The sequence below is a fragment of the Myroides sp. LJL115 genome (assembly GCF_054871665.1).
Map to the genome: position 1 here is coordinate 1 of NZ_JBTXLS010000043.1, position 25,788 is coordinate 25,788.

The following is a 25,788-nucleotide window of genomic DNA, read 5'->3' on the forward strand; positions in this document are numbered from 1 at the left end:
GAAAGTACCTGTACTTAAACTGTGTTTACGACAAGTTTCTATTGCCCCGTATTCTTCTGCTTCCTGTAAAATTGATAGCTTCTCCGATAAGCTCCATTTCTTATATTTCATAAGTCCAAAGTTATGTGATTAATTTATTAATTTCACTCCAGCTTATTTAGGGGCTAATATACTTATTCCTTCGGAATACAATTAACTTTTTAAATCCTATTATCATGAAAATCAATTATAATTACAATTCAATTCTATTGTTATTAATGGTCATCTTTCAAACATTAACTTCTTGTGAAGATGTTATTGAAATAGAACTTCCAAACAATAAAATGACCCGAGTACAAACTTATGAAGATATTTCTACTACAAAATCTGCATTAAACTATATATATAGTAGACTTAGAGATACTCCTATTTTTAATTTTGATAATAGTGGTATATCACTAACACTTTGTCTATATACAGATGAATTAACTTATCATGAAAATAATCCTCACCTAGCCTATACAAATTCTATAGATCCAATAAACTTAGGTAATACAGGATCGTGGTGGGATAGTGCCTATAAAGATATTTATGCAATAAATGCCTTTATTGAAGGGGTTGAACAATCAAGTTATTTAAAACAAGAGGATAAGAATCAATTACTTGGAGAAGCATATACTCTAAGAGCATTATTTTATCAAACTCTTGCAAAGTTATATGGTAATATTCCATATACCACAACAACAGATTATACTAAAAACACAACTATTTCTAAAACGGATTATAATAAAGTATTATTATTAATTGAAAGTGATTTGTTATTATCCTACAATCTTCTTGATTACACATATAGAAGCGCAGAGCGTATTTATCTCAACAAGGCTACAACAGAATTACTATTAACTGAAAATTATCTACTACAGAAAAAATATGAATTAGCTCAAGTATATGCTGAAAACATTATTGCTAATCCAGTATACAAATTAGAAGATGATATAAATAATATTTTTAAAAAGGGCTCTAAAAGTACTTTATTACAAATAAGTCCTTATACCCTTCCTTCTGCAACAAAGCAAGCCCTTTATTATTTATTTTCTCAAGTTCCAACGTCCTCAATAAATCCAAATTTATATAATACTCTATCTTCAAATGATTTGCGTAAAATAGAATGGATCAAAGAATTTTCACTAAATGGCACTACTTATTATCAACCTTATAAATATAAAAACACCATTAATAATACAGAGGAATATGGAGTATTTTATCGATTAGAAGAAGCATATTTCTTACTAGCAGAAGCTTTAGCATATCAAGAAAAAATACTAGAAGCTACAAATTGCATCAATAAAATCCGCTCGAAGAGAGGATTACCTAATCTACCCCTTAGCCTATCTAAAGATGCATTTATAACAGAGTTGTTAATCGAAGCTAATAAAGAGTTTTTTACAGAAGGAGGCCATCGATTCTTTGATTTAAAACGAAATGATAAAATACAGGATCTAGCTAGCACAAAACCTACATGGAAATCATATAACGTCCTGTTTCCAATTCCTGAAAAGCAAATTCTAATAAATAAAAACTTACTACCAAATAACCCATCATACTAAATAAACAAATATGAAAAATATTATTTTTTTATTAAGCCTATGTAGCATAGGCTTAATTCTAGCCTGTAGTAACCTTACATCAATGGATACAAAAGAAGAACTTACCACCAACTTAGATGGAAGTATAACTATTCAAGGAAGAGTTTTAGTCAAAGAAACAAATCAGCCTCCTTCAGGTATTACCTCTGTTAATATTGCAAACAGATGGAAATTCGAAATTAAAGATAGAAGAGTAAAAGGGGAAAATGAAAAGGTTTTTGTTGACAATAACGGCTACTATAGAATCACTATACAGAAAGGAGATACAATTCAGTTAATTCCTAACAATTTAATATATAAACAAATAACTCCCAACAATAAAATCACAGGAATCGAGAAAAATTCAACTATCAATTTTACTCTCCAAACCGACAGTATGCCTTACTTAAATGGGATTAAGAACTATCCTCATACGAAAGCCAGAATAGATAGGTTTTTAAATGAAACTAATCCAGAGGAAATATTAACTGTTTCAGGTATTGTTAAAGATAAAGAAACGGGGAAATTAGTAAAAGGTCTTGCTATTTACGTACGATTTCAGCATAATACAAGATACATAAACACACATCATTTAACGGATGAGTATGGTCAATATACTCTTAATGTCCCTTATAATTCCAACCTCAGTTTTGAGGCTGCCAACTACCCGAAAAGAACACAGGAGCTCACTGTTTTTAAAGATACAGTAGCTAACATTTTATTTTAATAATAATATTATGAAAGTAATTAAAAAACATATTCAATATGCCACCTTTTTGCTATTTACAATATCTCTAGTTGCACAAACAACCAATAAAGAAATCATTAAGGGGTATAACTTAGTACCTGATCAGATATCTCTTGACGGAACATGGGCTATTTATAATAAATTAGACACAGAAGGCAACCCACCTGAAAATACAGAATTCATTAATATTCAAACCAAAAAGCAAGTCTCTCTTGAAAGAAATAGTGCATATTACAGTCATCTACTTAATGATGGTATAACTCTAAAGCAGACAGGTAATACACTATCAATAATTAAATTAGAAACTTCACAAGCACAAAAAGAAATTCTCAATGTCAAGCAGTTTGATTCTGACAAAAAAAACAATAGGTTGTTTACTTTGTCGAATGAAGGTATGTTAATAATTTATCAACTTACAAGCAAAAACCAATTAGAGAAGTTCAGGCAAAATAATATTAGTATATTCTTTTTAAACCACGATAAAACAACATTAGTATACCAAGACAATAGCATAAACAAAAATTTATTCTACCTTGATCTAAAAACATTAAAAAAGACTGAAATTTGTTCCTTAAAGCAAGATATAACAACAATAAAATGGAACTTAAGCCAAGATGCTATTTTATTTGACGGTGAGTACAATAACTCCATGTTGATTCATTTACCAACTTTAGAGGTTAAACAAATTACATTTCCTAAAGAATCTATTAATGATAAAAAAATAGATTTCTATTCCAATAATGACTTACTCATAACCTATAACATAACTACGAATCAAAAGTATCCAGAAAGTGAATACCTAGACATTTGGCAAGGAAATAGTAAACATGTTATTCCCAGTAAATTCGCGCCTAGATACAAAATAGACTATTATGCTAAAATCTATAAATACCAAACAGAGAAATATATTGAACTAGAAAGTGGAAGAAATATTCAATACTCGCCTATCCCAATTCCAGGATATGTATTGCAATACGATCCTCTAAAAAATCAGGATTATTTAAACGACTATATAAAAAACAATCTTATTTTAAAAAATATTTTCACAAACAAAAAAGTCTTACTTTCTTCCTATCGACAGAACCCATTAATGGTTTCACCAAACAATAAACATTTATTATATCCGAAAGAAGATGGTGTAAATTGGGAGGTATTCACACCTGATACTAACAAAAGAATAGAAATTGAAAGTGACAACACTAATATGCAAACTCCACTCTGGTCAGTGGATTCTAAGTATATTTATTTTATTAAAAATAATAACCTACATAAAAAAGATATTACTACAAATAAATCGTTTCAACTTACTAATTTCTCAAAAGACACAGAGATAATTATAAGAAGCTTAGTCCTTTCCCCCTCTAATAAGTCACTTATAGATAATCAAAAACCTCTTATAATTCAAATAACACGCAATAATCAAAATGCTATTTATAGGATAGAGAGTACTAAAGTTTCCACTATACTTCCTTTTACGTCAAACAGAATAGATAGTAAAATGCTTTTAGACCCTACATTCAACACAATAGTCTGGATGGAAGAAAATTACAATATGCCACATAAACTAAATATATATAAAAACAGAAAAGTAACTACGCTTATAGAAAACGAAATTCCAAAAGAGTATTACTCATGGCAAAAAAGAAAAGACATTACGTTTAAAAATAAATATGGTAAAGAGTTAGAAGGATTCTTATTCTATCCTAAGAATTTCGACCCTAAAAAAAGCTATCCTATGGTAACCCATATCTATGAAGAGATCAGGACATCTGCAGGAATTCAGCCAAACAGATTTATTCAATCTACTTTAAGAAATGGCGCAGGACATAATAGAACATTGTTAAATGAAGAGGGTTACTTTGTATTTTACCCCGACACTTTTGTTACTGTCAAAGATGGTCCAGGAATATCAGCAGTAGATTGTGTAGAAAGAGCAATAGAAAAAATTTTAGAAGAAGAACCTTCCATAAATAAAAATAAAATAGGGCTTGATGGATTTTCATTTGGAGGTTATAAAGCCAGTTTCATTGCTAGTCACAGTAATACGTTTGCTACAATCATAAGTGGAGGCGCACCACACGACGTTATTGGATCTTTCTATTATAGGTATAGCTATGATTTTAGAAATAAACCGGATTACAGTAGAGCAGAAAATTATCAGTTCAATTTCAAGGAAAGTTTTGGAGAGAATCCTAAAAAATATCTTGATAATTCGCCTATACTATTTGCACAAGATGTAAAAACTCCAATACTACTCATAACAGGTCTAAAAGACACAAATGTTTTTTGGCAAAATACCAGTTCAATGTACTGGGCTTTAAAAAGATATAACAACACTCAAGTAATTGCTCTGTTTTATAAAGATGGAGAACATGCACTTTATTCAAACCCAATAATAAGCACAGATTACACTAAAAGATATCTAGATTGGTATAATTATTATCTTAAAGATGATAAAACGATACAATGGATTGACAATAGTGTGGATCCTGAAAAGACATCTTTTAGCTTTTAATTTAAAAATGGAAAGGCGCAATATTGCGCCTTTCTTTATAATAAATCATTATATTTCAAATAATGCTTTATAACCTTCACCAGGAGTTGAATCATATCCATATAATTCAACAACTAGTCCACCAATAATAGCAGTACATCGCACATTTGAAATAGGTGAAAATGTACAATGTGTTGGCTTTGGAGAGATGAAAACTTGTCTATATCCACTAGGCACACCACTATCTACAACATAAAAATCCCCAGTATACATAGTCTGCATACTTGCAGCCTCAGTACTTGTTACTACATCATTAGTAATGTTACTAGCACTTAGAGTAAGTGCACCTAATCCTAGCATTGCAAATACCGCTAATGGTAGGAAAAGGCTTTTAATAAATTGTTTCATTTTTAAAAGAATTTTAATTAAAAGCTCCTTTTAGTAAACGATTAGAAGGTTATATTCCTACAATTGCTAATCTAAGTTAATGTCAAGCTATTAAATAGACATCTAGATCCTAATACATGTAAAATGTAACTATGAAAAAACCTTTGAAACGCAAAACATAAGAAAGCTCTTAATACATTAATAAACTTGTTCATTTGATTTAATCTAAGTGTCTATAACTTAGCTTTAGGTTAAACAATTATTTCACAAGTCAATGGAGTGTAGCTACGTTTAGTTCCATTTCTCTTCTTTAGAATTATGTAAGCTTTAACTACCTAAAACCTGTCTATATTTATAGTATGATATAGCTAGCTTAACTTAGTCTAGTGGGTTGCACTTTAAACTTATAAAAAGTAGTAAAGCAAAATAACTTACAATAAAGACATATTCGCATTTCATGTCTTTTGCTTTTTGATATAATCAAAGTTACTTTACTATTTCTATTGAGTCAATACGTGTTTTCACCTATTTCTTATCCCTGGGTATAAGGTCAGATCTATCTAGATAGTGAGTTGAATAAGCATATAAAATCACTCCTATAAAATTTTTAGATTGTGTTTTTTCCATCAGACTCTCTTTATGTTTTTCCACTGTTCTAGGGCTTATCGAGAGCTCATCTGCAACCTCATTATAACCATACTGTTGTGCAAACAACTTAATTACTTCTACCTCCCTTTCAGATAAAAAGACAAATAAAGGCTCTTTGCATGAATCTAGTTCAGCCAAAATTAGTAGTATATCCTCATCAAAATAAACGCCTGAGTCCCTAACAATGCATATAGCTTTCATAATATCTTCGGGATCAGTATTCTTAGTTAAATACCCATCTATTTTATATTCGAGCATTCTTGAAATGCTATAAATATCATTATAACTTGTTAGGATAAGAATCTTAATTTTTGGAAAATGCTCATTCAGGATAGCTACAGTATCATAGCCGTTCATTCCTGGCATCTGAATATCGAGAAAAACTAAATCTATTTCTATAGATTTTGATTCTAATGCCTGTATTAAATCAGCTCCATTAGAAGCATTGAAAACAACCTCTATCCCAGGCATTGGAGAAATTAATAATTCAAAACTCTTTCTAAAGAGCTTATGATCATCTACAATAGCAATTTTAGTACTCATAATCATTAAAAGTTATAGTTATTAAATTTCCATCATCTATAATCTGATGATTAAAGACAGCATTAATTTGCTTAATTCGGGTTTGAATATTACTTAAACCAAGTCCTTTACTAGGCGATTTATAATTGGGGTTAGAATCATATGCAATACCATTATCTAAAACCGAAATAACAAGAGTTGAGTTATTCCAGTTTAAATCGATACTAACCACTGTGGCAGAACTATGCTTTAAAATGTTTTGAATAAGTTCTTGTAGTATCCTGTAAAACTCCAATTTAACTAGTTCTTTAAGCTCAAAACTTGGAGAATTAGCTTTTACCTCAATACGGATATTATTAATCTTGTTTATCCTTAAAACATAGTTTTTAACAATCAGTTCAAATGGATTGTCTTTTATTAGTGGTGGAGATAGGTTATAACTCATAAAAACCGTCTGATTGTAACACTCTGAAAGGATTAGCTTCAGCTCTGATAAGATCCTTTCTCTTTTTTGCTTCCCTTCGGTTGACTCGTACAGAACGAGATAATTTTGAATACTTGCCAAATCACTACACAGTCCATCGTGTAAGTCTTTTGCTAATCGAGCTCTTTCTTTATGCTCGGCTTCAATAATACCCTTTAATTGTTGCTTCAAATACTCATTGTGATAGACCCTAATATTTGTTTGATAAACTATTAAAAGAGCAACAACTAATAGCCCCATGGTTATCATGATAATTGTGCCTAACCAAAAAAGCGTGTTTAATTCATTTTCCATACCCCTACTATTATAACGACTCTTAATATTAAACTTGAAATTATATTTAAAGTCCAATAATCTTGTAAATACAAATTACTACTGAATATACCACTAGATAAGACAAACAATGAGATTGTTGAACTATAATACATAAACAGTCCCATAACAAAATAGAAACTTGGTTCATTATATAGCTTTAGAATACTTTTCTGCTCAAATATTTGCTTTATCCACAAAAAGCTTGACACCATGACAAAAAGCGTAATCACAGCTTTACTTAGGCTTTTAACTTTGAGAAAGTCAGAGCCCTCAGAAAAAATAAAGAAGAAAGAATAGACATATACGATAAAAAAAAGACCTAAAGATACCATATTGTATCCCTTAGGCCTTTTTATAAGTATATTCTTGAAAAGGTAATAAATGGACAAAAACTCCAACAATGGGTAAATCTGAAACCATCCTGTAACATCTACTTTCAGTATAAAACTTATAATAAACTCATATATAGATGCAAAAAAAAACAAAACTAATAAAGGAACATAGGCTTTATTCTTAGTTTTCACTCTAAGTAAAAAAATACCTAATGGTACAACTCCTAATAATAAAGTTAAGCCTACTAACAATTTAGACATGATTATTTTCTATTTAACAGGCTATTTTCAACTGAGCAAAAGGGAGGACATATAATTAGTTCCTCTAAAATAACACCTTCACTTATATCATTTCCTTTTGTATCTACTCCTACTAATACCAAATTAGTTTTATCCGTCTGTTCGTTTATACCTGGGTATATACGCATACCAATACAGTTATCTTGCTTTAGAAGTTCTTGAAGTTTTTCAACACCTACGAAGTAACTTTTTATCGCTTCAGGGTTCTTTTCCTGAAATAAGCTAACATATTTTATAGCTTTCTCTAAGGTGATTACCTCACCACTTTTACTTGTAATTTCCATAAAATCAGGTTTTTATAATTATTACTTTCAAATATCTACCTTTTTAAATTAAATATCAATACGTGTTTTCACGTATTTTTATATGTTCATTACAATTCAGAGTTTTTATTTAGAATTTTGCCAATTTCTTAGATAAATATCTAGCAGACTTTTATGAAGAAAGAGACGATACTTGTCGAATTGATCAATTCGGGATAAAGTGGAGAATATTAGGCTCTTCGTTTTCAGAACTAACAACAACTATTACCATGAATGAGCACTTCACTTTAGTCCATAAAAAAAGCCTTAAGAGTCTATCTTAAAGCTTTTTAAAGTTTAAATAGTCATTTATTATATTACTTAGTACACCTATTTACAGTAGAACCTTTTGTATGTTTTTCTGGGTTTTGATTTTCTGTTTTTGTTTACTTGCTATTGCTTTTCTTTGGTTATTCCTGCTTTAGTAGCTATTTCTTTACCTCAACGGAATACTTCTTTGCAGGTAAAGAGTCTATATTCTCTTTATTACTCATCTTAGCTGCTGAATCACTCCATTTAGGCACATCATCTCTAATATCTAAGTAATACTCATATAACATCTTTGTAAGACCTATCTCTACCCTATCTCCAGAAAATTTATTAAGGGTTAAGTATCCATAGGTTTGTCCGTCTCTTTTTATAATAGGCGGCTTTTCTCCATACGGATTCCAAGGAGAGAAGTTACTCTTCTCATCTCCATATATACCATATTTATTCCATATGGATTTCTTATTGTAAAGGTTTCCGTAGGTACCATGGTGGTTCCATAGGGAGTTTTGTTCACTTGCTGGGCAAGTAAGACAACCCAAGTATTGTGGGTTTTCTTCATTGGTGTATAGCTCTAACTTCTGGGCATTAGCACCTAGAGCGAAAAAAAACAAAAGAAAAGAAAAATAATATTTCAATGTCATAAAGTGAAGTGATTAAAAGGTAAGCAAGGTTTCTGGTTGTTAGGCTCTACCTTTTCTTTGATAGGCACAACAATTTTAATGTTAGGTTTTATATTCGTTTAATTGGCAATGTATTTTAAAGAAAAAGGTTTCACTTATAGTATAAGCAAAACCTCTTTGCTTACTATGTTTTATTCTTCATGGTATGCAAGTACTGGTACATGCGTGTGGTAACTTAATTTCTTAGTCATACTACTTGTAAATAAACGCTCAAAGAAGCCTCTATTACGCGTAATAGATACTAATAGATCGATATTCTCAGCATCTATAAAATTAAAGATTCCCCTTTCTACATCTTTGTCTTCCATTAAGAAAAACTCCACAGGCTCGTCTTTATAATTATCCTTCCAGCTTTGTTCTACTGCTGCATCCAAATTGTCCTTTAAAGCAGAAATATGTACCGCCTTAATGGTTGCACCAAAGCGTTTAGCCATTGGGATTAACTTATCTAATACTGCTTTATCTTGTGGCTTATATAAAGTAGAGAATCCAATGGATTTAATACCATCAAAAATAGCATCATGTGGTACACTAAGCACAGGCACATCTAAAGACCCAATAGCGTTAGAGGTATTAGATCCTAATATCTTTTTCTCAAATCCTGAGTTACCATTAGTACCCATTACAACTAGATCAATGTTTTCTTCTTTTACTCTCTTTTTTAAGATTGTATTTAAAAAACCTTCCTCTAATATAAAATGCATTGGTACATGGTCTAGGTTGTGTTTGCGTGCGATTTCTCTGATTTGTGGAACTTGGTCTTTGAAGTTTTCAAAATTACTAAGCTCAATGGTCTTATATACATCTTGTACCATCACCGGATTCGCGGTAGCAGATATAACAGGCATTTCATAAGCGTGTAGCACAAATAAAGTAGCCTCTTGGTTCTCTGCCATACGCAAAGCGTATACTAGAGCATTATTAGCGGTATCGGAAAAATCGGTTGGGAACAATATCTTTTTCATAGCAATGTTGTTTATAGTTTGTATAAAGATAATAATATTCTTTTTGTATTAATATAAAATTAACGAATAATACTCTCTGTAACCAATGTAGAGTTTTATTATCAAATAAAACAATTAGTAGTATCTTTGCCTTATCTAATAAAAGGATAATATGATATTACAAGATACCATAGTTGCCTTAGCTACTCCATCGGGAGCTGGAGCAATTTCTATTATACGCCTATCAGGAAAAGATGCCATTAGCCTTGCTAATGGAATATTCAAATCCATTAAGAATAAAGATTTAACCAAACAAAAGACCCATACCCTACACCTTGGACATATTGTCGATGGAGATAAGGTATTAGACCAGGTACTGGTGTCTATCTTTAAAGGACCAAACTCTTATACAGGAGAGAATACCGTAGAGATTTCCTGCCACGGTTCTACCTTTATCCAACAGCAAATCATTCAACTTGCCCTTAGAAGAGGTGCTAAGATGGCTCAAGCTGGGGAGTTTACTATGCGCGCCTTTTTAAATGGTAAATTAGACCTTTCACAAGCGGAAGCTGTAGCAGACTTAATAGCGTCGGATAACGAGGCTTCTCACCAAATTGCTATGCAACAAATGAGAGGTGGATTCTCCAATGAGATTGCCTTATTAAGAGAGCAGTTGTTAAACTTTGCTTCCCTTATAGAATTAGAATTAGACTTTTCAGAAGAAGATGTTGAATTTGCGGACCGTACACAGTTCAAAGAGCTTATTGATCGTATTGAATTTGTATTAAAACGTCTTATTGATTCTTTTGCTGTAGGTAACGTAATTAAAAACGGTATACCTGTAGCTATTGTTGGAGAACCAAACGTTGGAAAAAGTACGCTATTAAACGCACTTTTAAACGAAGAAAGAGCAATTGTATCGGATATCGCTGGAACAACGCGTGATACCATTGAAGATGAGCTTGTAATTGATGGTATTGGATTCCGCTTTATTGATACAGCAGGTATTAGAGAAACCAAAGATGTAGTGGAAAGCATTGGTATTCAAAAGACCTTTGAAAAGATAGAAGCTGCGCAAGTTGTGATCTATCTTTTAGATGGAGCTTCTTTAAACAAAGAGTCCTTAGATTCTATCAAAGTAGAATTAGAAAAGCTTAAAAACAAATATCCTTTAAAGCCTCTACTTGTAGTATGTAATAAGAAGGACTTATTAAGCCCAGAGCAAATAAAGTTATTTAGCAACAATATTGAGAACTTACAATTAATGTCTGCTAAAGACAATATTGGTGTAGAAGAGCTAAAACAAGCACTTCTAGGCTATGTAAATACAGGAGCTTTAAGAAACAATGAGACTATTGTAACTAATACCCGTCACTATGACTCTTTACTTAAAGCACTAGAGGAAATAGAAAAAGTAAAATGGGGATTACAAACGAATCTATCTGCAGATTTAATGGCAATAGATATTCGTCAAGCCCTTTATTACTTTGGAGAGATTACAGGACAAGTTACAAACGATGAATTACTAGGCAACATCTTTGCTAATTTTTGTATCGGGAAGTAATTTGATACATTTTTATTAATTTGCAAACAATAAAAGCTAATGAAAATAAACATCAAAACTTGTCCTTCACAGCCATATTAAAATGAATATACAGTTTTCAAATACAAATCTGTATATAAATATTATCAAAAATATTACTTTAATTTTAAATGATTAAAAGCCTTAATAGGACAAAGCTTTCTAAAGAAGAACAAGGATACTTGATTTTAACAAAATAAGATAGTACATTTCACAAGATTTTAAAAGCAACTCATTTAAAATTTGATTAACTCATATTTAAAAAATGGCTATCAACTTAGTCGAAAATTTTATAAAAAACTTTTAAATTTATTTAACATGCCCAATGCTGTAGACTTTTTTTGCTCCGGAGGAGGTATGAGTTTTGGAATGCAACAAGCTGGAATAAATATTCTTGCAGGTATCGACTATGATGATAACTGCCGCGAAACCTATGAAGCAAATATTCAAGGAGCTGAATTTATTCATGCTAATGTATTTCAACTTCAAGAGGTAGAACTTCAACAAAGGCTAAACTTACAATGTAACGATGATAACCTAATTCTAATTGGCTGTAGTCCATGCCAATTTTGGAGTATAATTCCTACGAAAAAAGAAAAATCAGAACAATCTAAAGATCTTTTAAAAGAATTTAGACGTTTCGTTGAATATTTTAATCCAGGTTATGTTGTTGTTGAGAATGTTCCAGGCGTAAAAAGAAGAAAAGAAGAAAGTGGTCTAGAAGATTTTATTCATTGGTTAGAAAGTAATAATTATACTGTTCATGCTAGTATACATGAAGTAAATAACTATGGTGTTCCTCAAAATCGTAAAAGATTTACCTTAATTGCTAATAGAGTTAGTAACTCAGAAATTAGGCCTTTAGAATATCTTGGTAAAAAATTAAATGTTGAAGATGTGATCGGTGAAAAAAATGGTTTTCTAAAAATTACTCAAGGACATAAAGACACTACTGAATTTTTGCATACAGTAGCAGGTTTAAAACAAATCAATTTGGACCGATTAGCAATAACTCCTCATAATGGTGGTACACGGTTAGCTTATGTATTTAATGAAAAATTGGCTGTTCCATGCCATTTTGGTAAAGTTGATAGTTTTAAAGATATCTATGGACGTATGTGGTGGGATAGACCTGCACCAACTATAACAACGAAGTTTTTTAGTATTTCAAATGGGAGATTTGCTCATCCAGATGAAGATAGAGCTATTTCATTGAGAGAAGGAGCTGTTTTACAGTCTTTCCCTAAAGATTATAAATTTAAAGGGAAGAGTATTGCCAACATAGCGAGAATGATAGGTAATGCTGTTCCTCCAACTTATGCTAAGGCCATTGGCTTAGCAATAATAAATCATCATAATAATGGCTAATTTCAAGACCAGAGCAAGAGCATTAGACCTATTGGGGAGGCAACAAATTGCAGGTATTCCGACAGCAATTAATGAGCTTATTAAAAATGCTCACGACGCTTATGCAGATCATTTTGATATTGATTATCTAAGAACCTCAAACTTATTAATATTAAGGGATGATGGTTTAGGAATGACCAAAGAAGAATTTGAAACACGTTGGCTTACAATAGGCACAGAAAGTAAATTCGTAAATAATAAAAGTTCACTTCCTCCAATAGATAGTTCAAAACCTAAACGCCCTGTTATGGGAGAAAAAGGTATTGGACGCTTAGCAATTGCATCTATTGGTAAGCAAGTTTTAATAATAACTAAGGCTAAAAATAGAACTAATAATCATAAAATAGTAGCAATATTAATTAATTGGGAATTGTTTGAATTACCAGGAATTAATTTAGAAGATATTGTTATCCCAATCAGAGAATTTGACTTTTTACCAGATGAAACACAAATAAATGTCTTAAAAGCAGAAGTTCAACTATCTCTAGATATTTTACTTAAAGATAATGTTATATCAAATGATGATTTCTCAAGAATATCATCCACTCTTGAAAATTTAAAAGTAAACCCCAGTTCTTTAAATGATAAACTTGTTGGCAATTTTAATCTAAATTTCCCTGACCAAGGAGGTACATTTTTTTATATATCACCAGTAAGTGAAAATTTAATTTTTGACATAGAAGGAAATAAAGATTCTAAGGATGCAACTAAAATTGAGAAAATGTTAATTGGTTTCCATAATACGATGACTCCTAATCATCCAAAACCAATTATTGATATTAATTTTAGAGATTATAAAGGAGATGATGGACTCTATACAAATCTAATTGACAAAGAACAATTTTTTATTCCAGAAGAATTTGACTTAGCGGATCACCACTTTAATGGTACATTTGATGAATATGGACAATTTCGAGGAGATGTTCAAATATATAGAGAAAAAAAATATGACCATATTGTCAATTGGAATGGCAATAACTTTAAGCCAACTGATTGTGGGAGCTTTGAAATAAATTTAGCCTATATACAAGGGCAATTGAAAGATTCTGTGGTGGATGCTGAAAACTGGAATCGTATAACTAGTAAGGCTGATAAGTTTGGTGGATTATATATTTACAAAGATAATATTAGAGTGTTACCATATGGTGATTCTGATTATGACTTTTTAGATATTGAAAAAAACAGATCAAAAAGAGCTTCAACATATTTCTTTTCATATCGTAGGATGTTTGGTACAATTAGTATAACTCATCATCAAAATTCTAAACTAATTGAAAAAGCTGGACGTGAAGGCTTTATAGAAAATAAAGCATATAGACAGTTACAAGCAATACTAAAAAATTTCTTTACGCAATTAGCAGCTGATTTTTTTGATGATAAAAGCAAAACTCCTCAATCTGAATTTTATACTGAGAAAAAGGAAGAAAGAAACGGATTTTATAAAGCTTTAGCACGTAGGGATAAATTAGCCAAAGGTAAAAAGGATAAATTCTTAAAAGAACTAGATACTTTTTTCAAGAACTTACAAGAAAACAAATTTGAAACTACTGTATATAATATTATTTCAGAAGGTAGTAATAATCTTAATAGTATTACATACCTAAAAGATTTAGATGAAGCCAGTCAGAAAGTTATTGATATAGAATACGAATTAAGACAAAAGATATCTGATTATAAAAAGATTATTTCTGTTTCAACTCCAAAAGGCTTTGGTATTAATAAAAATACTAGAAGAGATTATGATAATTATTTAGCTGAATATAGAATCTTGTCTGAAACTGTATTTAAAAATGCATACAATGAAATTGATAACCTAATTTCGAACTCTGGGGAAAACCTTAATGTGGAGCTAAGTAAACGAAAAAGATTAGAACAAGCTGTTGAATTTATCTCTACAGAAGCTGTAAAAAGTAACAGCAAGAAAAAGACAGAAACAACAGAAATTGTTACCGATGTTTCAAAAAAAATAAAGGACTTAACAAATCAGCTAATGTTGGACTTAGATTTTCAAATTCGTTCTGTAAAAGATAATTTTAAAAATTTAAGTATAAGTGAAAGTGAAGATTTTGATTTAGTTATAGAACGAAAGAAAATGGAAGATGAGATTGAGTTGATTAGTGAACGAAATACTCATATAATGGATAGAATTATTCGTCAGTTTGAAAGTTTTTACTTAGATAAAGATGAAGATGGAAATATAGTAACAAATGACCAAATTTCAGATGCATTAGCAGAAGAGCTAGATGACTTACGAGAACGTGTCCAAACGGATGTAGAATTAAGTCAACTAGGTTTAGCTGTTGGAATTTTACATCATGAGTTCGCCAGTACCGTTAAGTCTATAAGAAGTAGTATAAGAGATTTAAAAGCTTGGTCAGATGTCAATGAGAAATTAGAAGGTGTCTATAAAAACATTAAGGTAAATTTTGAGCATCTAGATGGGTATTTAAATCTATTTACACCACTAAATAGAAGGTTAAATAAAAACAAAGAAGAAATAAAGTTAATGGAAATTAAAGCTTTTTTAATTGATTTATTTAGATCGAGGTTTGAAAGACATAACATTCAATTTAAACACACAAAAGGTTTTGCAAATCAAAAATTTTTTGGATATAGATCTACATTTTATCCAGTTTTTGTTAACTTGATTGATAATGCTATCTACTGGTTAAACCAAAGTGATTTAGAGGAAAAAACAATCAGATTACACGCAGATGATTCTGGTATTTATATATCTAACAATGGTATTGAGATTCCATTACAAGATATACAAAGGATTTTCTCATTAGGCTTTTCAAGAAAAGACTTTGGTAGAGGTATGGGACTAAGTATAAGTCGTGAAGTTTTAGAAGGTGAAAATTATACTATTGAAGTTGTTGAGCCAAGAAAAGATTCAAATGTAACGTTTAAAATATCAAAACAGATTGACGTAAATTATGAATAGTGCGTTTTTTAATAAATCTAAGGTCATTGCAAATGATTTTATACAAAATATTATTTTTTTAGATGACCGTGCATATACAAGAGAACATGAGCATGGGCAAAATCTTGAACATAATTTAGATGCATCACAAATTACAAGAATTTTTGCTAAAGAACAGAAAGTCTGTGCTGTATATGACCCTGTGAATTTAGAAGATATTGCTGATTTTAAACAAATTGCTACTAAGTCTGATATAATTATTTTAGACTGGTTTATTGATATTGATGAAGATATTGAAGATGGTAATGATGAAGAAGATGCTGAAGAAGATGATATTCGTGGTAAATATACATTGGATATAATTTCAGGTTTAATTAGCTCAGATAATTCTCAAAAATTAAAAATTATTTTAGTTTATACAGGAGAAATAAATCTAGTTGATATTTGTGAAAAAATCAGAGAAATTAACCCAGATTTATCTTTAGATCTTGATGATTTAAAACTTCAGATTGGAAAAACAACAATTTTTGTAAGAGCCAAAAGTAATAACCAAGAAGGTGAAGATAATAGATTTAACCATTTACCTAATCTTAATGGTAAAGTTTTAAAATATAGAGAACTTCCAAATTTTTTACTTGAAGAATTTACTAAAGTAACATCAGGGTTGTTATCAAACTTTGCTTTATTATCACTTCATAAATTAAGAAATAATACGAGTAAAATTTTAGGCTTATATAATAAGGATTTAGATCATGGTTATTTAGAGCATAAAGCTTCAATTCCTAATCAAGATGATGCAGAAAATTTAATTTTAGAGGTTTTCAAAGATTCTATTGGTGATTTACTTCATTATGAAAAGGTTCATAAGTCAATTTCAAAAAGTGATATTTCTAAATGGATTACAGAGAGATTATTAAATGAACCTAAACCTATAAAAAATGGAGAAGGTGTTCCTGTAAACCCTAATAGAAATTTACAAAGAAACTCTCAATTTTTATTGAATGTTTTATATTCAAAAGAAACTGATGTTGATAAAAGATATGTTGATTTACTTACGCCGTTTTGTACATCTAAAGGACAAGCTGAAAAGTATTTTAAATATTTGAAAACAAACAATATAGATTTGTTTCTAAATACAGATCAAGAAGCTAATAAAGAAAGTTATCTTAACAAATTTGCAACATTAACACATCATAAAAATGTTTTTTTGCCAAGAGGTGTAAAACCAATTCTATCACTTGGAACTGTTTTAAAAAGTACAAAAACGGACATTTATTATATCTGTATTCAGCAAAAGTGTGATAGTGTCCGAATAAAAAATAGTGAAGAGCGTAAGTTTCTTTTTTTACCCTTAGTTGAATCTCAAAATGGTAAGTTCAATTTCATATCTAATGATGGGACTAAATTACAATTAGATTCAAAATCCTATTCAATCAGAACATTGAAATTCAAAAGCAATAAAGACGGTGTAATTGAGCCTAAGAAAAAGACTAATAAGTATATATTTGAACAAGTATATAATAAACGTTCTGATGAAAAATTTGAATGGACTTTAGATCTAAAGGATTTACATGCTCAAAGAATTGTAGCTGATTATGCATCAACTCTGTCTCGTGTTGGTTTAGATGAGTCAGAATGGTTAAGAAAAGCTGGCATTAAATAAAAGTTAAGCTCACATATACAAAATTACAATTCACATATTTTTTATATCACATTAAAAGGAAGAGTATTAATTGTGATACAAACACTCTCTTCACAATTAATTTCATGATTTTTTTTTAATAAAAGAACTATAATTGATAAATATGAAAATAACATGCATACAGTGCTTTACAGAAAAAATAATAAACGATAATGAACTTCTAATAGATTTACTTGAAACTAATGAAAGAGAAATGGGGCCAGAAAATATGTATGAAATAATTATAGATGATATTATCTGCTCTAATTGTGAGACACTTATGTCCGTAAAATTTAATATATGGGAATACCCAGCTAGAGTCGTTAATTATTACGAACAATATGAAACAAATGTTGTTGTTACGGAGTTACCAGACTTTAATATATTGATCAATAATGAATAAAACAGAAACATATACTTTAATTACAATCAGTCTCTTACTAGGTTTTATTATTGTTTTTAGCTATCCTTACTTTTTAGGTTGGGATATAAGTGATGATGATCGTAACTGGGCTTCGTATGGGTCTTTTTTAGGCGGATTACTAGGACCTTTTTTCAGTTTTATGTCTTTTATTGGAATTCTTATAACACTTAATTTACAATCAAAACAAAATAATCGAAATGTTATTATTTCCATGATTACAAAACAGTTAGAATTACATAATCAAAATTTGAATAATGTAAAATTTGAAAGACATTTAAAGAGTAATACTAAAGTAGAAACAAGAACATATCATGGAATTAATGCTTTTCACTACTTGTTTGAAAAAGAACTAAAATCTTTTTATAAATCAGTTAAACATTCCAATTCCAATCAAGATGAAAAAGAAATAATCAACTTAGCTTTTGATAAGCTTTATAAGAAAGAAGGAAAATCATTTGGATTTTATTTCCGTAATCTATACTATATTTTTCACACTATAGATAATGCTAAAAATATAGATCAAATCTATTATGCAAAACTAGTTCGAGCACAACTATCAATACCAGAATTACAATTGCTTATGTACAATTGCTTATATGAAAAAGGAGGAGATTTTAAAATTTATGCAGAAAAATATTTTTTATTAAATGGATTAGATGATGATCTTTTATTAACAATAGAACATAAAAATCTTTTCACTACTGCATTTTCTATATATTCTGGTGAAAGTGGACAGGTAATTCTAGACTGACCCCAAAAAGTTAGACACTTGTTGGGGCATGTCTAAAGACTAGCTCTTCCTGGGTGTTTTTTCTTAGCTCTAGAGTAAGTAATTTCTTGCTTGATGATTTCTTCTTGCTCTTGTAGAACTTCAGGGTGAACCTCTAAAGGTAACTTGGTATGATTGAGATCTTCAAGACGTTCTCTGCTTTTGTAGGCTTCCCTATTTTAGGACACCTCTAAATTCGACAAATAATTCTTATTATGTTCAGATTTGATGAAGAGTTTAAATTCTTCATCAAATCTGGGCTTATATTCTTTAGGAGATTTATTTCCTAATGCTTTATGAGGATGATTAAAATTATAATCTTCTCTCCATTTATCAGCCAATCTTTGTAACTGGTAGATATCATTGAAATAAAAAGCATCTAATATATCCTCTCTAAAAAATCAATTAAAACGTTCTATAGATCGATTCTGCATTGGTTTGCCAGGCTGGGTATATTTAATTTCTATAAAATTCTTCTTACACCAATTTACAAAGGTTTTAGAGATAAATTCAGGGCCATTATCACATCTAATGTACTTTGGAGTTCCTATTTCTTGTTTTAGATTTGCTAATGTTTCTATTACCGCCCTTGCAGAATAACTTAATCCAGCTTCAATGGCTATTGCTTCTCTATTACAGTCATCTAATGCATTAAAAACTCGTGCTTTTCTGCCATCTGTAAGTAAGTCACTCATGAAATCCATACTCCAACACTCATTGAGTACTTGTGGTGTTTCTAAAGGCTGTTTAACTCTTGTTATTAAACGTTTCTTATGTTTTCTTCTTAGACTTAGTTTCATTAAGCGATAAACGCGTAGAACTCTTTTTCTGTTCCATATAAGTCCTTCTCTGCGTATCTTATGGTAGTACTCATCAAAACCGCGAGTAGGATATTGTTCTGCTAATTCACTTAGTTTATCAATAACTTCAGTATCATCTTTTTTACTTTGATAAGTATCCGGCCGAGCAAGTACATCTTGTGGGATTAGATAACTATTCTACGGTATCTGAGTTAAGTTTTTTATAGTTATGAGGATATAGGTCTGTGATGTTCTTGTGATTTATTGATTGAATGTTTTCAAGTACATACTTTAACCATTGGTATGGATTAACGTCATGTTTTTTACAGTTAGCGAAAAACGTGTAAGCCATAGCTGCTCTTTGTGCAGCATCATGAGAACCAGCAAAGAGATAGTTTTTACGACCAAGTGCTACCGGTCTGATTACATTTTCTACAAGGTTGTTGTCTATCTGTAAGTTTCCATTGTATAAATACGCACTTAAATTATCCCATCTACTTTGAGAGTAAGCAAAGGCTTTACCTATTTGACTTTTAGGTAAGACTAGTTTCATCTGAGCAAACATATATTTACCAAGTTCATTGATGATAGGTAAACTCTCTTTTAGACGAAGCTCTTTGATTTGGTTAGGAGTTAATTTTTGTTCTTTAGCCTGTCGTTCTACAGCATATAGTTTCTGTATTTGTGTAAGTACATACTGAGCTTTTATTTTATCGTTGTCTAAAGCTCTTTCAAATTCACGACGAGCATGTGCCCAACAGCCAAGATGTGTAACATCTGACTTATTTCCATAGGCTTTGTACCCCGCATAACCATCAGTTTGCAGATATCCCTGGAAATTTTCCAATACAGGTAGTGCAGCGCTACTAGCACGAGTAGGACTGTAATTAAACATCACTAGCTTAGATATAGGAGCGTGATAAGTCCAATAATACCCAAGATGAGATTTATCTTTCTTTTTTTCATCTAGAACCTTGATAGTGGTTTCATCTACTTGAAGATAACCTTGGTTTTTGATATCTATTACTAGCTTCTCGTATAGTGGTTTTAAAGCCTCCATCCCTTGGGCCGCCCAACCTTCTATAGTAGAAGAAGCTATATCAATGTTTTCTCTTGAGAATCGTTGTTTCTGTCTATAAAGTGGGAGTCGAGTAGATAAGGGGAGTTTCACCCCAAATCTCTCACAAAACCGTACGTGAAGCTCTCACTTCATACGGCTTTTCTTATCCAGTCAGTTCTATAGGTTTTGCTGGTCGAATACCAAATCGCCAATGTGAAAATAAATTAGGCTTATTCTTTGCAAATATACCTAACCATTTCCTTGCTCGAGTTCTTCGACCTTTAAACCTTTTATATTTCTTTGTTACCCAGATTACAAGTCGTTGATTGAGTCGATTAAACAAACCATTTAGTTGGCTTTTATAAAACTTTCCATAATAGTTAATCCATCCTTGAAGAGTTGGATTTAACCATGATGCAAGTTCTTCAATATTTTTGTCCGTTCGACTTGTTCGCCACCATGACCGTATAGTTTCTCCTATTTTCTTCTTAGCCTTGCCACTTATCGCTGGCAAAAAGCTAAGAAAACATTTCTTAGCACGATTTTCTGCTTTACGAGGTCTAAAGGTATATCCTAAAAAGTCGAACTGAATCTGTTCAAAATTTGCCTTTCTGTTTGAATCTTTACAGTAGACAATCTTTGTTTTAGTTTCGTTCAATTCAAGACCACAAGCTCTAAAACGCTCTTCAATAGCACGTTGCATCATTATGGCGTGTTCTCGAGTTTCGCAGTGACAAATTGTATCATCTGCATAACGTTCGAAAGGCACCATAGGGTAGTTCCGAGTAATCCAAGCATCAAAAACGTAGTGAAGAAAGAGATTTGCTAAAACTGGACCGATAACTGAACCTTGAGGAACACCTTTGCTTCGTTCAATTAACTCTTTATTCCCACGCATGTAAGGAACTTCCAACCACCTTTTAATGTACAATAACATCCAACTTTCTTTAGCATGCCGTACAAGTGCTTTGTGTAAAAGAGCATGGTTGATGTTATCGAAGAATCCTTTGATGTCCATGTCTAATACCCAGTCGTACTTCCAGCATCTTTGTCGAGCGGAGGTTAAAGCATCATGAGCTGAACGTCTAGGACGATAACCATAAGAATCTTGATGAAAAACTTTCTCAAGTTCTGGTTCTAAAAGTAAAACTACTACCATCTGGGCTACACGATCACCCACCGTTGGAATTCCGAGTGGTCTAGTACCTCCTCCATTCTTTGGAATATCCACAAGTTTTACAGCAGATGGCATATAACTTCCAGAGGACATACGGTTCCAAATTCGATAAAGATTACCTTTAAGGTTCTTCTCAAAATCCCTTAAAGATTGGTTATCAATCCCTGCTCCACCACCATTGGAACGAATGCGCTTCCACGCTTCCATTACAAGGTGTTTCGAAATAATAAATGACTTTGCCTTTTGCATAAATTCCTCCCAGTTTTCCGGTTGATTAATTCAATTAGCTGAATAAGTTGACCGCTTCGCTCCACATCCATTACAGATGTTTCAACACTACTACCAGTCAATCCGCCCCTATGTAACGCATCGATACTTTCAGCCTTGTAAGGTCATTACTTGTGCCTTTCTCTTAACAACGATACATAGGTTCCCACGTTCCGTACTAAAGCCTCACTGTAGTTCACGCCGTCTTTGTGCCGGATGCCGTCAGGGCAGTAAACAGGTTCATCCCTGACTAGTCCCAAAGTAACCACCTATCCTTGGTTTTGACATCATCTTTACGTTTACGACATTTCTTCAACGGTTCCCTTTCGGTCGTCTCCTACAGCGTTACCTGACTCTTTAAAGAGCCTTTTCCTTCATCGCTCACTACAAAAGCTTTTGACTAATGCAGCATGAGGTGGTTTGAAACCAGTTCCTGCAAACAGATTTCGAGGGGCCTACCCTCATCTTTAGTACAGCATAGTTGCTGTATATATATATTTATGTAGCACACTTTCGTGGCACACGGTGGTCCACGTATTTATCTACAACTATGGTGCTTATAAGTCCTTCTGAAGGTATTCCTTTATCGATAATTCGCTCTGGAAGAAGTCCAATACTGATTTGTGTGTTGTCTTTGTCTTTAGTGGCGTATTTATATCGGATGTAACGCTTGATTTTAAAGTAACCTGGCACGTAGTCTAATACATCGGTAGTTTCTGTACCTATACATACCTTATCGGATAAATCACCCTCTGGGTGTATTTCTATTTCTTCCACCGGCAAGTGACTTGGAAGACTAGTGCGTCCTGGATGTTTTTTCTTAGCTCTAGAATAAGTGATCTCTTGTTTAATCACTTCTTCTTGTTCTTCTAAGGCTTCAGATTGAACATCTAAAGGTAGCTGAGTTTGATTAGGATCTTCAAAGCGTTCCCTAGATTGACCAAACTTCATACGTTGAAGTAACTTTACTAGACGTTCTAACTCCTGTTTTTCCTCTTCTAGTCTAGAGGTTTTCTCCTCTAACTTAGAGGTCTTCTCTTCTAGTTTTGAAGTCTTTTTTTCTAGTTTTGTATTTATTTTTTCTTGTTTGGAAATAGTCTTTTGGGCCTTTGTTAAAAGGGCCAAAAGTTCTTGTTTCGATAAATTTCCCAGGTCTATTTCCATGAGGTAAATATACGTTTAAACCCTTGAATATACAAGGGTTTAAACGTAATTACTTCAAATTAAATCGTCTTTTTCGACTGCTTTGTATAACCTGAATTCCTTCTATCATTAATACTAAATCACTCCAGGTAATTATTGATTTATCAGCAATAGGCGAAGCGAAAGTTCCTTGCTCTAAACGTTTATGGTAAAGTACAAAACCACCGTACTCCCAATGAAGGAGTTTCATCTGGGTTCGCTTCCTATTTATAAAAACATAGACACTACCATTATGGACGGTAAGGTTTAATTCATTGTGCACTAAACCACATAAACTATCAAAACTCTTACGCATATCACAAGGTGATTTGTATAAGACAAATTGATGCGTACTACTTAAGCTAAACATTATACGAGCTTAAGTAAAGTAGATAACTCAGCTAAGCTACTAGTATTTATACGCAGGGTTACCCCATTTGGGTAAACGATCTCGTATTGCTTACTATCCGTGTTATACTCTTTATTTATTGTAATAAAGTTACTAATATCTTCTTGGTGGAACTGTTTGTGATATTTTTGAATCCAATAACTAAACGTGGGGAGTTTTAATCCTTGATCTGCGCAGTATACCCCTTGTGTTAAGCCACTTTGTTTCCAACTCTCTACATGAGAGTACATAATTTCTTGTTTGCTCATCTCTTTATTATTTGAAGTAAACTTACTATCTTAGTTTAGCCTGTCAAATATGTGGTTGGTGGGGCGGATACTTTGATAATACCACATTGATCGGCTTAATCCAACTAATAAACAAATACGAACGATCGATAACTTGTATTGCTCTAACAGATACTTTACCCTTTCTATTTTATCTGCTGAGCCTAGAACTTTTTTGACAGAATATCTTTGAGCATTTTATTGTCTAAACTAACATCAGCATACATCTGTTTGAGCTTGCGATTTTCTTCTTCAAGTTCTTTTAAGCGCTTCAACTCTTGTTTTTCCATTCCACCATACTTCTTTCTCCAATAGTAAAACGTACTCTTATCGATACCTAATTCTCGAGAGATTTCACTTACCGATCTTCCCTGTTCATTTTCTTTGAGAGCTTTAATGATTTGGTTCTCACTAAAATTACTTGTTTTCATAATTGACAGTTTTGTTTAAAGTTAATAATTTCGAATTAACAACTGTCCGATTTTTAGGGAAGCCTACAAATTATATAAACCCTCTATTTCATAAAATAAATCCTTCGGCATGCCTTCTATAAAGTTATTTGCAGAGGATACCTCATCCCCTACTAGCTTTTCAAACATAACTTTTGGAATTTCTTTCTTAGCTTCTTCACATACAGACTCCTTCCAATTATCCCCTTGGTCATTTTTGGAATTGAAGGGAAATAAATTCTATTTACAATATCCCTTAACAAAGTTATCTTCAATCGTTTTCTTATTAAAAAAGTCATCTTGTGGATTTGACTTCCATTAAATCATTAGGATTGTAGCTTTGTCTGTAGTAGGATTATCTACTAGCCAATTTAAAAATGACGTATAGTTATCCCAATTCCAGTGCATAACCATTTGATGCCAAACTTTTGTAGATTGAGTTTTAGCAAAATCAATAATCTTACCTTATGCGATTTGTTCTACTTGACTTTCTTCCATATTATATAAATACTATCTAGCTTTTTTGCTCTTAAGACTTGCCTTACTTAATAGTATACGGTCTAACTTTTAATTTTATTGAAATTACATTACTATATTAACTCTAAGAAGTAGATTTCACTTAACCCTCTATATACAAGTTATTAAAAGTTAGATTTTTAGAAGCATGTTTACTAAAGATTGAAAATTATTGTTTCTTAATTATCGTAAGCATCTCCATAAAAAGAGAAATCGGATTCTGTCCAATACCAAGATTTCCCTTTTGAATTATATAAGCGCTTTAATAATTCAGTGAAGCTTTTAGCTATAATAGGCTGCTCTCCAACAAGACCATGCCTATCCCAAAAACTATCATAGCAATACCCTAATCTATCTTTTGTTAAATCAATGCTTATATATTGAGAGTTATTATCATGGGCAATAATATACCAATTATAGCTTATATCGTCTTCTACATCCTCTCCTACAATCACAGGATTAGCCCTTGTAAATTCATCAGCTCCTACAATCTTAATGGAGTATTCTGTATTTTGAAAGAGAACAATAGAAGAATAATTTTGTAAATAATATTCCAAATGTAAACGGCAAATAGATCTGCAGCATTTTTGGCAATTAAGAGTGCAGCATTTTTGGCAATCCAAAAGGCAATGATCCTATAGTGTTGGGAGTGTAACATGAACTGTGTCATCTCCTGTTTCCAAGCCTTGGGGCTTAAGCCCCAAGGCTTGGAAACAGGATTTTTTTTACGGCTGTAATCTATCCCCAAATTTAATATAAAGCTGAGACATTGTCAAGCCCCAATTGCGAATAGGCATAGTCCATTTTTTAGATACATCTTTGATGGCTAGATAGACTAGTTTTAAT

23 protein-coding genes and 1 pseudogene are annotated in these 25,788 nt (G+C 31.7%); 8 read left to right on the forward strand and 16 right to left on the reverse strand.

From position 1 onward, the window contains the following. The first annotated feature begins 215 nt into the window (after positions 1 to 215). Genes ACYSNX_RS10400 through ACYSNX_RS10410 form a run of 3 tightly spaced genes read left to right on the forward strand, consistent with a single transcriptional unit; the run spans position 216 to position 4,867 of the window. Complete coding sequence (locus ACYSNX_RS10400; protein ID WP_461754611.1) at positions 216 to 1,586, forward strand: RagB/SusD family nutrient uptake outer membrane protein; 1,371 nt, start codon at positions 216 to 218, stop codon at positions 1,584 to 1,586. Positions 1,587 to 1,596: 10 nt separating this feature from the next. After that, a complete protein-coding gene (locus ACYSNX_RS10405) occupies positions 1,597 to 2,331 on the forward strand; it encodes a hypothetical protein (protein WP_461754612.1) in 735 nt (244 codons plus the stop codon). Between the two features lie 10 nt (positions 2,332 to 2,341). Further along, a complete protein-coding gene (locus ACYSNX_RS10410) occupies positions 2,342 to 4,867 on the forward strand; it encodes an alpha/beta hydrolase family protein (RefSeq protein WP_461754613.1) in 2,526 nt (841 codons plus the stop codon). Between the two features lie 48 nt (positions 4,868 to 4,915). Here the strand turns inward: ACYSNX_RS10410 and ACYSNX_RS10415 are convergent, their stop codons facing one another. The 6 genes from ACYSNX_RS10415 to ACYSNX_RS10440 all read right to left on the reverse strand — a co-directional run bounded on the left by ACYSNX_RS10415 (position 4,916) and on the right by ACYSNX_RS10440 (position 10,051). Continuing rightward, on the reverse strand, positions 4,916 to 5,254 hold the full coding sequence (locus tag ACYSNX_RS10415) for a hypothetical protein (protein WP_461754614.1): 339 nt from the start codon (positions 5,252 to 5,254) through the stop codon (positions 4,916 to 4,918). Positions 5,255 to 5,758: 504 nt separating this feature from the next. Then, positions 5,759 to 6,424: a response regulator transcription factor gene (locus ACYSNX_RS10420; RefSeq protein ID WP_461754615.1), complete on the reverse strand. Its 666-nt coding sequence runs from the start codon at positions 6,422 to 6,424 to the stop codon at positions 5,759 to 5,761. Continuing rightward, positions 6,414 to 7,181, reverse strand: a complete 768-nt coding sequence (locus tag ACYSNX_RS10425; RefSeq protein WP_461754616.1) for a sensor histidine kinase — start codon at positions 7,179 to 7,181, stop codon at positions 6,414 to 6,416. The genes ACYSNX_RS10420 and ACYSNX_RS10425 overlap by 11 nt, the downstream gene beginning before the upstream one ends. Before the next feature lie 616 nt (positions 7,182 to 7,797). Next, the gene (locus tag ACYSNX_RS10430) at positions 7,798 to 8,118 is read right to left on the reverse strand and encodes a hypothetical protein (RefSeq protein WP_461754617.1); all 321 of its coding nucleotides are present in this window, start codon (positions 8,116 to 8,118) and stop codon (positions 7,798 to 7,800) included. Positions 8,119 to 8,564: 446 nt separating this feature from the next. Further along, entirely contained in the window at positions 8,565 to 9,047 is a 483-nt protein-coding gene (locus ACYSNX_RS10435; protein ID WP_461754618.1) for a hypothetical protein, read from the reverse strand. A gap of 170 nt (positions 9,048 to 9,217) precedes the next feature. Further along, positions 9,218 to 10,051: a universal stress protein gene (locus ACYSNX_RS10440; protein WP_461754619.1), complete on the reverse strand. Its 834-nt coding sequence runs from the start codon at positions 10,049 to 10,051 to the stop codon at positions 9,218 to 9,220. Between the two features lie 151 nt (positions 10,052 to 10,202). On the opposite strand from ACYSNX_RS10440, the gene mnmE reads away from it, so the two are divergent. From mnmE to ACYSNX_RS10465, 5 genes are all read left to right on the forward strand, one after another. Continuing rightward, positions 10,203 to 11,594 carry a tRNA uridine-5-carboxymethylaminomethyl(34) synthesis GTPase MnmE gene (mnmE, locus tag ACYSNX_RS10445; RefSeq protein WP_461754620.1) on the forward strand — a complete coding sequence of 464 codons (1,392 nt, stop codon included), beginning with the start codon at positions 10,203 to 10,205 and terminating at the stop codon, positions 11,592 to 11,594. A gap of 336 nt (positions 11,595 to 11,930) precedes the next feature. Further along, entirely contained in the window at positions 11,931 to 12,980 is a 1,050-nt protein-coding gene (locus ACYSNX_RS10450; RefSeq protein ID WP_461754621.1) for a DNA cytosine methyltransferase, read from the forward strand. Beyond that, positions 12,973 to 15,963, forward strand: a complete 2,991-nt coding sequence (locus tag ACYSNX_RS10455; protein WP_461754622.1) for an ATP-binding protein — start codon at positions 12,973 to 12,975, stop codon at positions 15,961 to 15,963. Before ACYSNX_RS10450 ends, ACYSNX_RS10455 begins: the two co-directional genes overlap by 8 nt. Beyond that, complete coding sequence (locus ACYSNX_RS10460; protein ID WP_461754623.1) at positions 15,956 to 17,605, forward strand: response regulator receiver domain; 1,650 nt, start codon at positions 15,956 to 15,958, stop codon at positions 17,603 to 17,605. The genes ACYSNX_RS10455 and ACYSNX_RS10460 overlap by 8 nt, the downstream gene beginning before the upstream one ends. A 413-nt stretch (positions 17,606 to 18,018) precedes the next feature. After that, positions 18,019 to 18,798, forward strand: a complete 780-nt coding sequence (locus tag ACYSNX_RS10465) for a putative phage abortive infection protein (RefSeq protein ID WP_461754624.1) — start codon at positions 18,019 to 18,021, stop codon at positions 18,796 to 18,798. A 197-nt stretch (positions 18,799 to 18,995) separates the two neighbouring features. On the opposite strand, the gene ACYSNX_RS10470 is transcribed toward ACYSNX_RS10465, so the two are convergent. The 10 genes and pseudogenes from ACYSNX_RS10470 to ACYSNX_RS10515 all read right to left on the reverse strand — a co-directional run bounded on the left by ACYSNX_RS10470 (position 18,996) and on the right by ACYSNX_RS10515 (position 25,499). Beyond that, on the reverse strand, positions 18,996 to 19,202 hold the full coding sequence (locus ACYSNX_RS10470) for an integrase core domain-containing protein (RefSeq protein WP_461754631.1): 207 nt from the start codon (positions 19,200 to 19,202) through the stop codon (positions 18,996 to 18,998). A gap of 15 nt (positions 19,203 to 19,217) precedes the next feature. Beyond that, a complete protein-coding gene (locus tag ACYSNX_RS10475) occupies positions 19,218 to 19,616 on the reverse strand; it encodes a transposase (RefSeq protein WP_461754625.1) in 399 nt (132 codons plus the stop codon). A gap of 193 nt (positions 19,617 to 19,809) precedes the next feature. Next, a pseudogene (gene tnpC / locus ACYSNX_RS10480) lies at positions 19,810 to 20,763 on the reverse strand (IS66 family transposase); the annotation flags it as partial. 76 nt (positions 20,764 to 20,839) lie between these two features. Next, positions 20,840 to 22,060, reverse strand: coding sequence for a group II intron reverse transcriptase/maturase (gene ltrA / locus ACYSNX_RS10485; RefSeq protein ID WP_461754626.1), 1,221 nt, complete (start codon positions 22,058 to 22,060; stop codon positions 20,840 to 20,842). A 558-nt stretch (positions 22,061 to 22,618) separates the two neighbouring features. Next, complete coding sequence (locus ACYSNX_RS10490) at positions 22,619 to 23,284, reverse strand: transposase (RefSeq protein ID WP_461754627.1); 666 nt, start codon at positions 23,282 to 23,284, stop codon at positions 22,619 to 22,621. Between the two features lie 49 nt (positions 23,285 to 23,333). Next, positions 23,334 to 23,672, reverse strand: coding sequence for an IS66 family insertion sequence element accessory protein TnpB (gene tnpB / locus ACYSNX_RS10495; RefSeq protein ID WP_461754628.1), 339 nt, complete (start codon positions 23,670 to 23,672; stop codon positions 23,334 to 23,336). Then, entirely contained in the window at positions 23,672 to 23,959 is a 288-nt protein-coding gene (gene tnpA, locus ACYSNX_RS10500; RefSeq protein ID WP_461754629.1) for an IS66 family insertion sequence element accessory protein TnpA, read from the reverse strand. Before tnpA ends, tnpB begins: the two co-directional genes overlap by 1 nt. A gap of 182 nt (positions 23,960 to 24,141) precedes the next feature. Continuing rightward, positions 24,142 to 24,408: a transposase gene (locus ACYSNX_RS10505; RefSeq protein WP_205012531.1), complete on the reverse strand. Its 267-nt coding sequence runs from the start codon at positions 24,406 to 24,408 to the stop codon at positions 24,142 to 24,144. A gap of 336 nt (positions 24,409 to 24,744) precedes the next feature. Then, positions 24,745 to 24,885 carry a DUF4274 domain-containing protein gene (locus ACYSNX_RS10510; RefSeq protein WP_461754632.1) on the reverse strand — a complete coding sequence of 47 codons (141 nt, stop codon included), beginning with the start codon at positions 24,883 to 24,885 and terminating at the stop codon, positions 24,745 to 24,747. 236 nt (positions 24,886 to 25,121) lie between these two features. Continuing rightward, the gene (locus ACYSNX_RS10515; protein WP_461754630.1) at positions 25,122 to 25,499 is read right to left on the reverse strand and encodes an SMI1/KNR4 family protein; all 378 of its coding nucleotides are present in this window, start codon (positions 25,497 to 25,499) and stop codon (positions 25,122 to 25,124) included. Between the last annotated feature and the right edge of the window lie 289 nt (positions 25,500 to 25,788).

Coding starts and splice junctions, on each gene's coding strand:
- ACYSNX_RS10460 (WP_461754623.1), top strand. CDS start 15,956: ATGAATAGTGCGTTTTTTAATAAATCTAAGGTCATTGCAAATGATTTT.
- ACYSNX_RS10490 (WP_461754627.1), bottom strand. CDS start 23,284: ATGGAAATAGACCTGGGAAATTTATCGAAACAAGAACTTTTGGCCCTT.
- ACYSNX_RS10465 (WP_461754624.1), top strand. CDS start 18,019: ATGAATAAAACAGAAACATATACTTTAATTACAATCAGTCTCTTACTA.
- mnmE (WP_461754620.1), top strand. CDS start 10,203: ATGATATTACAAGATACCATAGTTGCCTTAGCTACTCCATCGGGAGCT.
- ACYSNX_RS10410 (WP_461754613.1), top strand. CDS start 2,342: ATGAAAGTAATTAAAAAACATATTCAATATGCCACCTTTTTGCTATTT.
- tnpB (WP_461754628.1), bottom strand. CDS start 23,672: ATGTTTAGCTTAAGTAGTACGCATCAATTTGTCTTATACAAATCACCT.
- ACYSNX_RS10430 (WP_461754617.1), bottom strand. CDS start 8,118: ATGGAAATTACAAGTAAAAGTGGTGAGGTAATCACCTTAGAGAAAGCT.
- ACYSNX_RS10450 (WP_461754621.1), top strand. CDS start 11,931: ATGCCCAATGCTGTAGACTTTTTTTGCTCCGGAGGAGGTATGAGTTTT.
- ltrA (WP_461754626.1), bottom strand. CDS start 22,060: ATGGAAGCGTGGAAGCGCATTCGTTCCAATGGTGGTGGAGCAGGGATT.
- ACYSNX_RS10415 (WP_461754614.1), bottom strand. CDS start 5,254: ATGAAACAATTTATTAAAAGCCTTTTCCTACCATTAGCGGTATTTGCA.
- ACYSNX_RS10425 (WP_461754616.1), bottom strand. CDS start 7,181: ATGGAAAATGAATTAAACACGCTTTTTTGGTTAGGCACAATTATCATG.
- ACYSNX_RS10455 (WP_461754622.1), top strand. CDS start 12,973: ATGGCTAATTTCAAGACCAGAGCAAGAGCATTAGACCTATTGGGGAGG.
- tnpA (WP_461754629.1), bottom strand. CDS start 23,959: ATGAGCAAACAAGAAATTATGTACTCTCATGTAGAGAGTTGGAAACAA.
- ACYSNX_RS10400 (WP_461754611.1), top strand. CDS start 216: ATGAAAATCAATTATAATTACAATTCAATTCTATTGTTATTAATGGTC.
- ACYSNX_RS10475 (WP_461754625.1), bottom strand. CDS start 19,616: ATGAAACTAAGTCTAAGAAGAAAACATAAGAAACGTTTAATAACAAGA.
- ACYSNX_RS10435 (WP_461754618.1), bottom strand. CDS start 9,047: ATGACATTGAAATATTATTTTTCTTTTCTTTTGTTTTTTTTCGCTCTA.
- ACYSNX_RS10405 (WP_461754612.1), top strand. CDS start 1,597: ATGAAAAATATTATTTTTTTATTAAGCCTATGTAGCATAGGCTTAATT.
- ACYSNX_RS10420 (WP_461754615.1), bottom strand. CDS start 6,424: ATGAGTACTAAAATTGCTATTGTAGATGATCATAAGCTCTTTAGAAAG.
- ACYSNX_RS10505 (WP_205012531.1), bottom strand. CDS start 24,408: ATGAAAACAAGTAATTTTAGTGAGAACCAAATCATTAAAGCTCTCAAA.
- ACYSNX_RS10440 (WP_461754619.1), bottom strand. CDS start 10,051: ATGAAAAAGATATTGTTCCCAACCGATTTTTCCGATACCGCTAATAAT.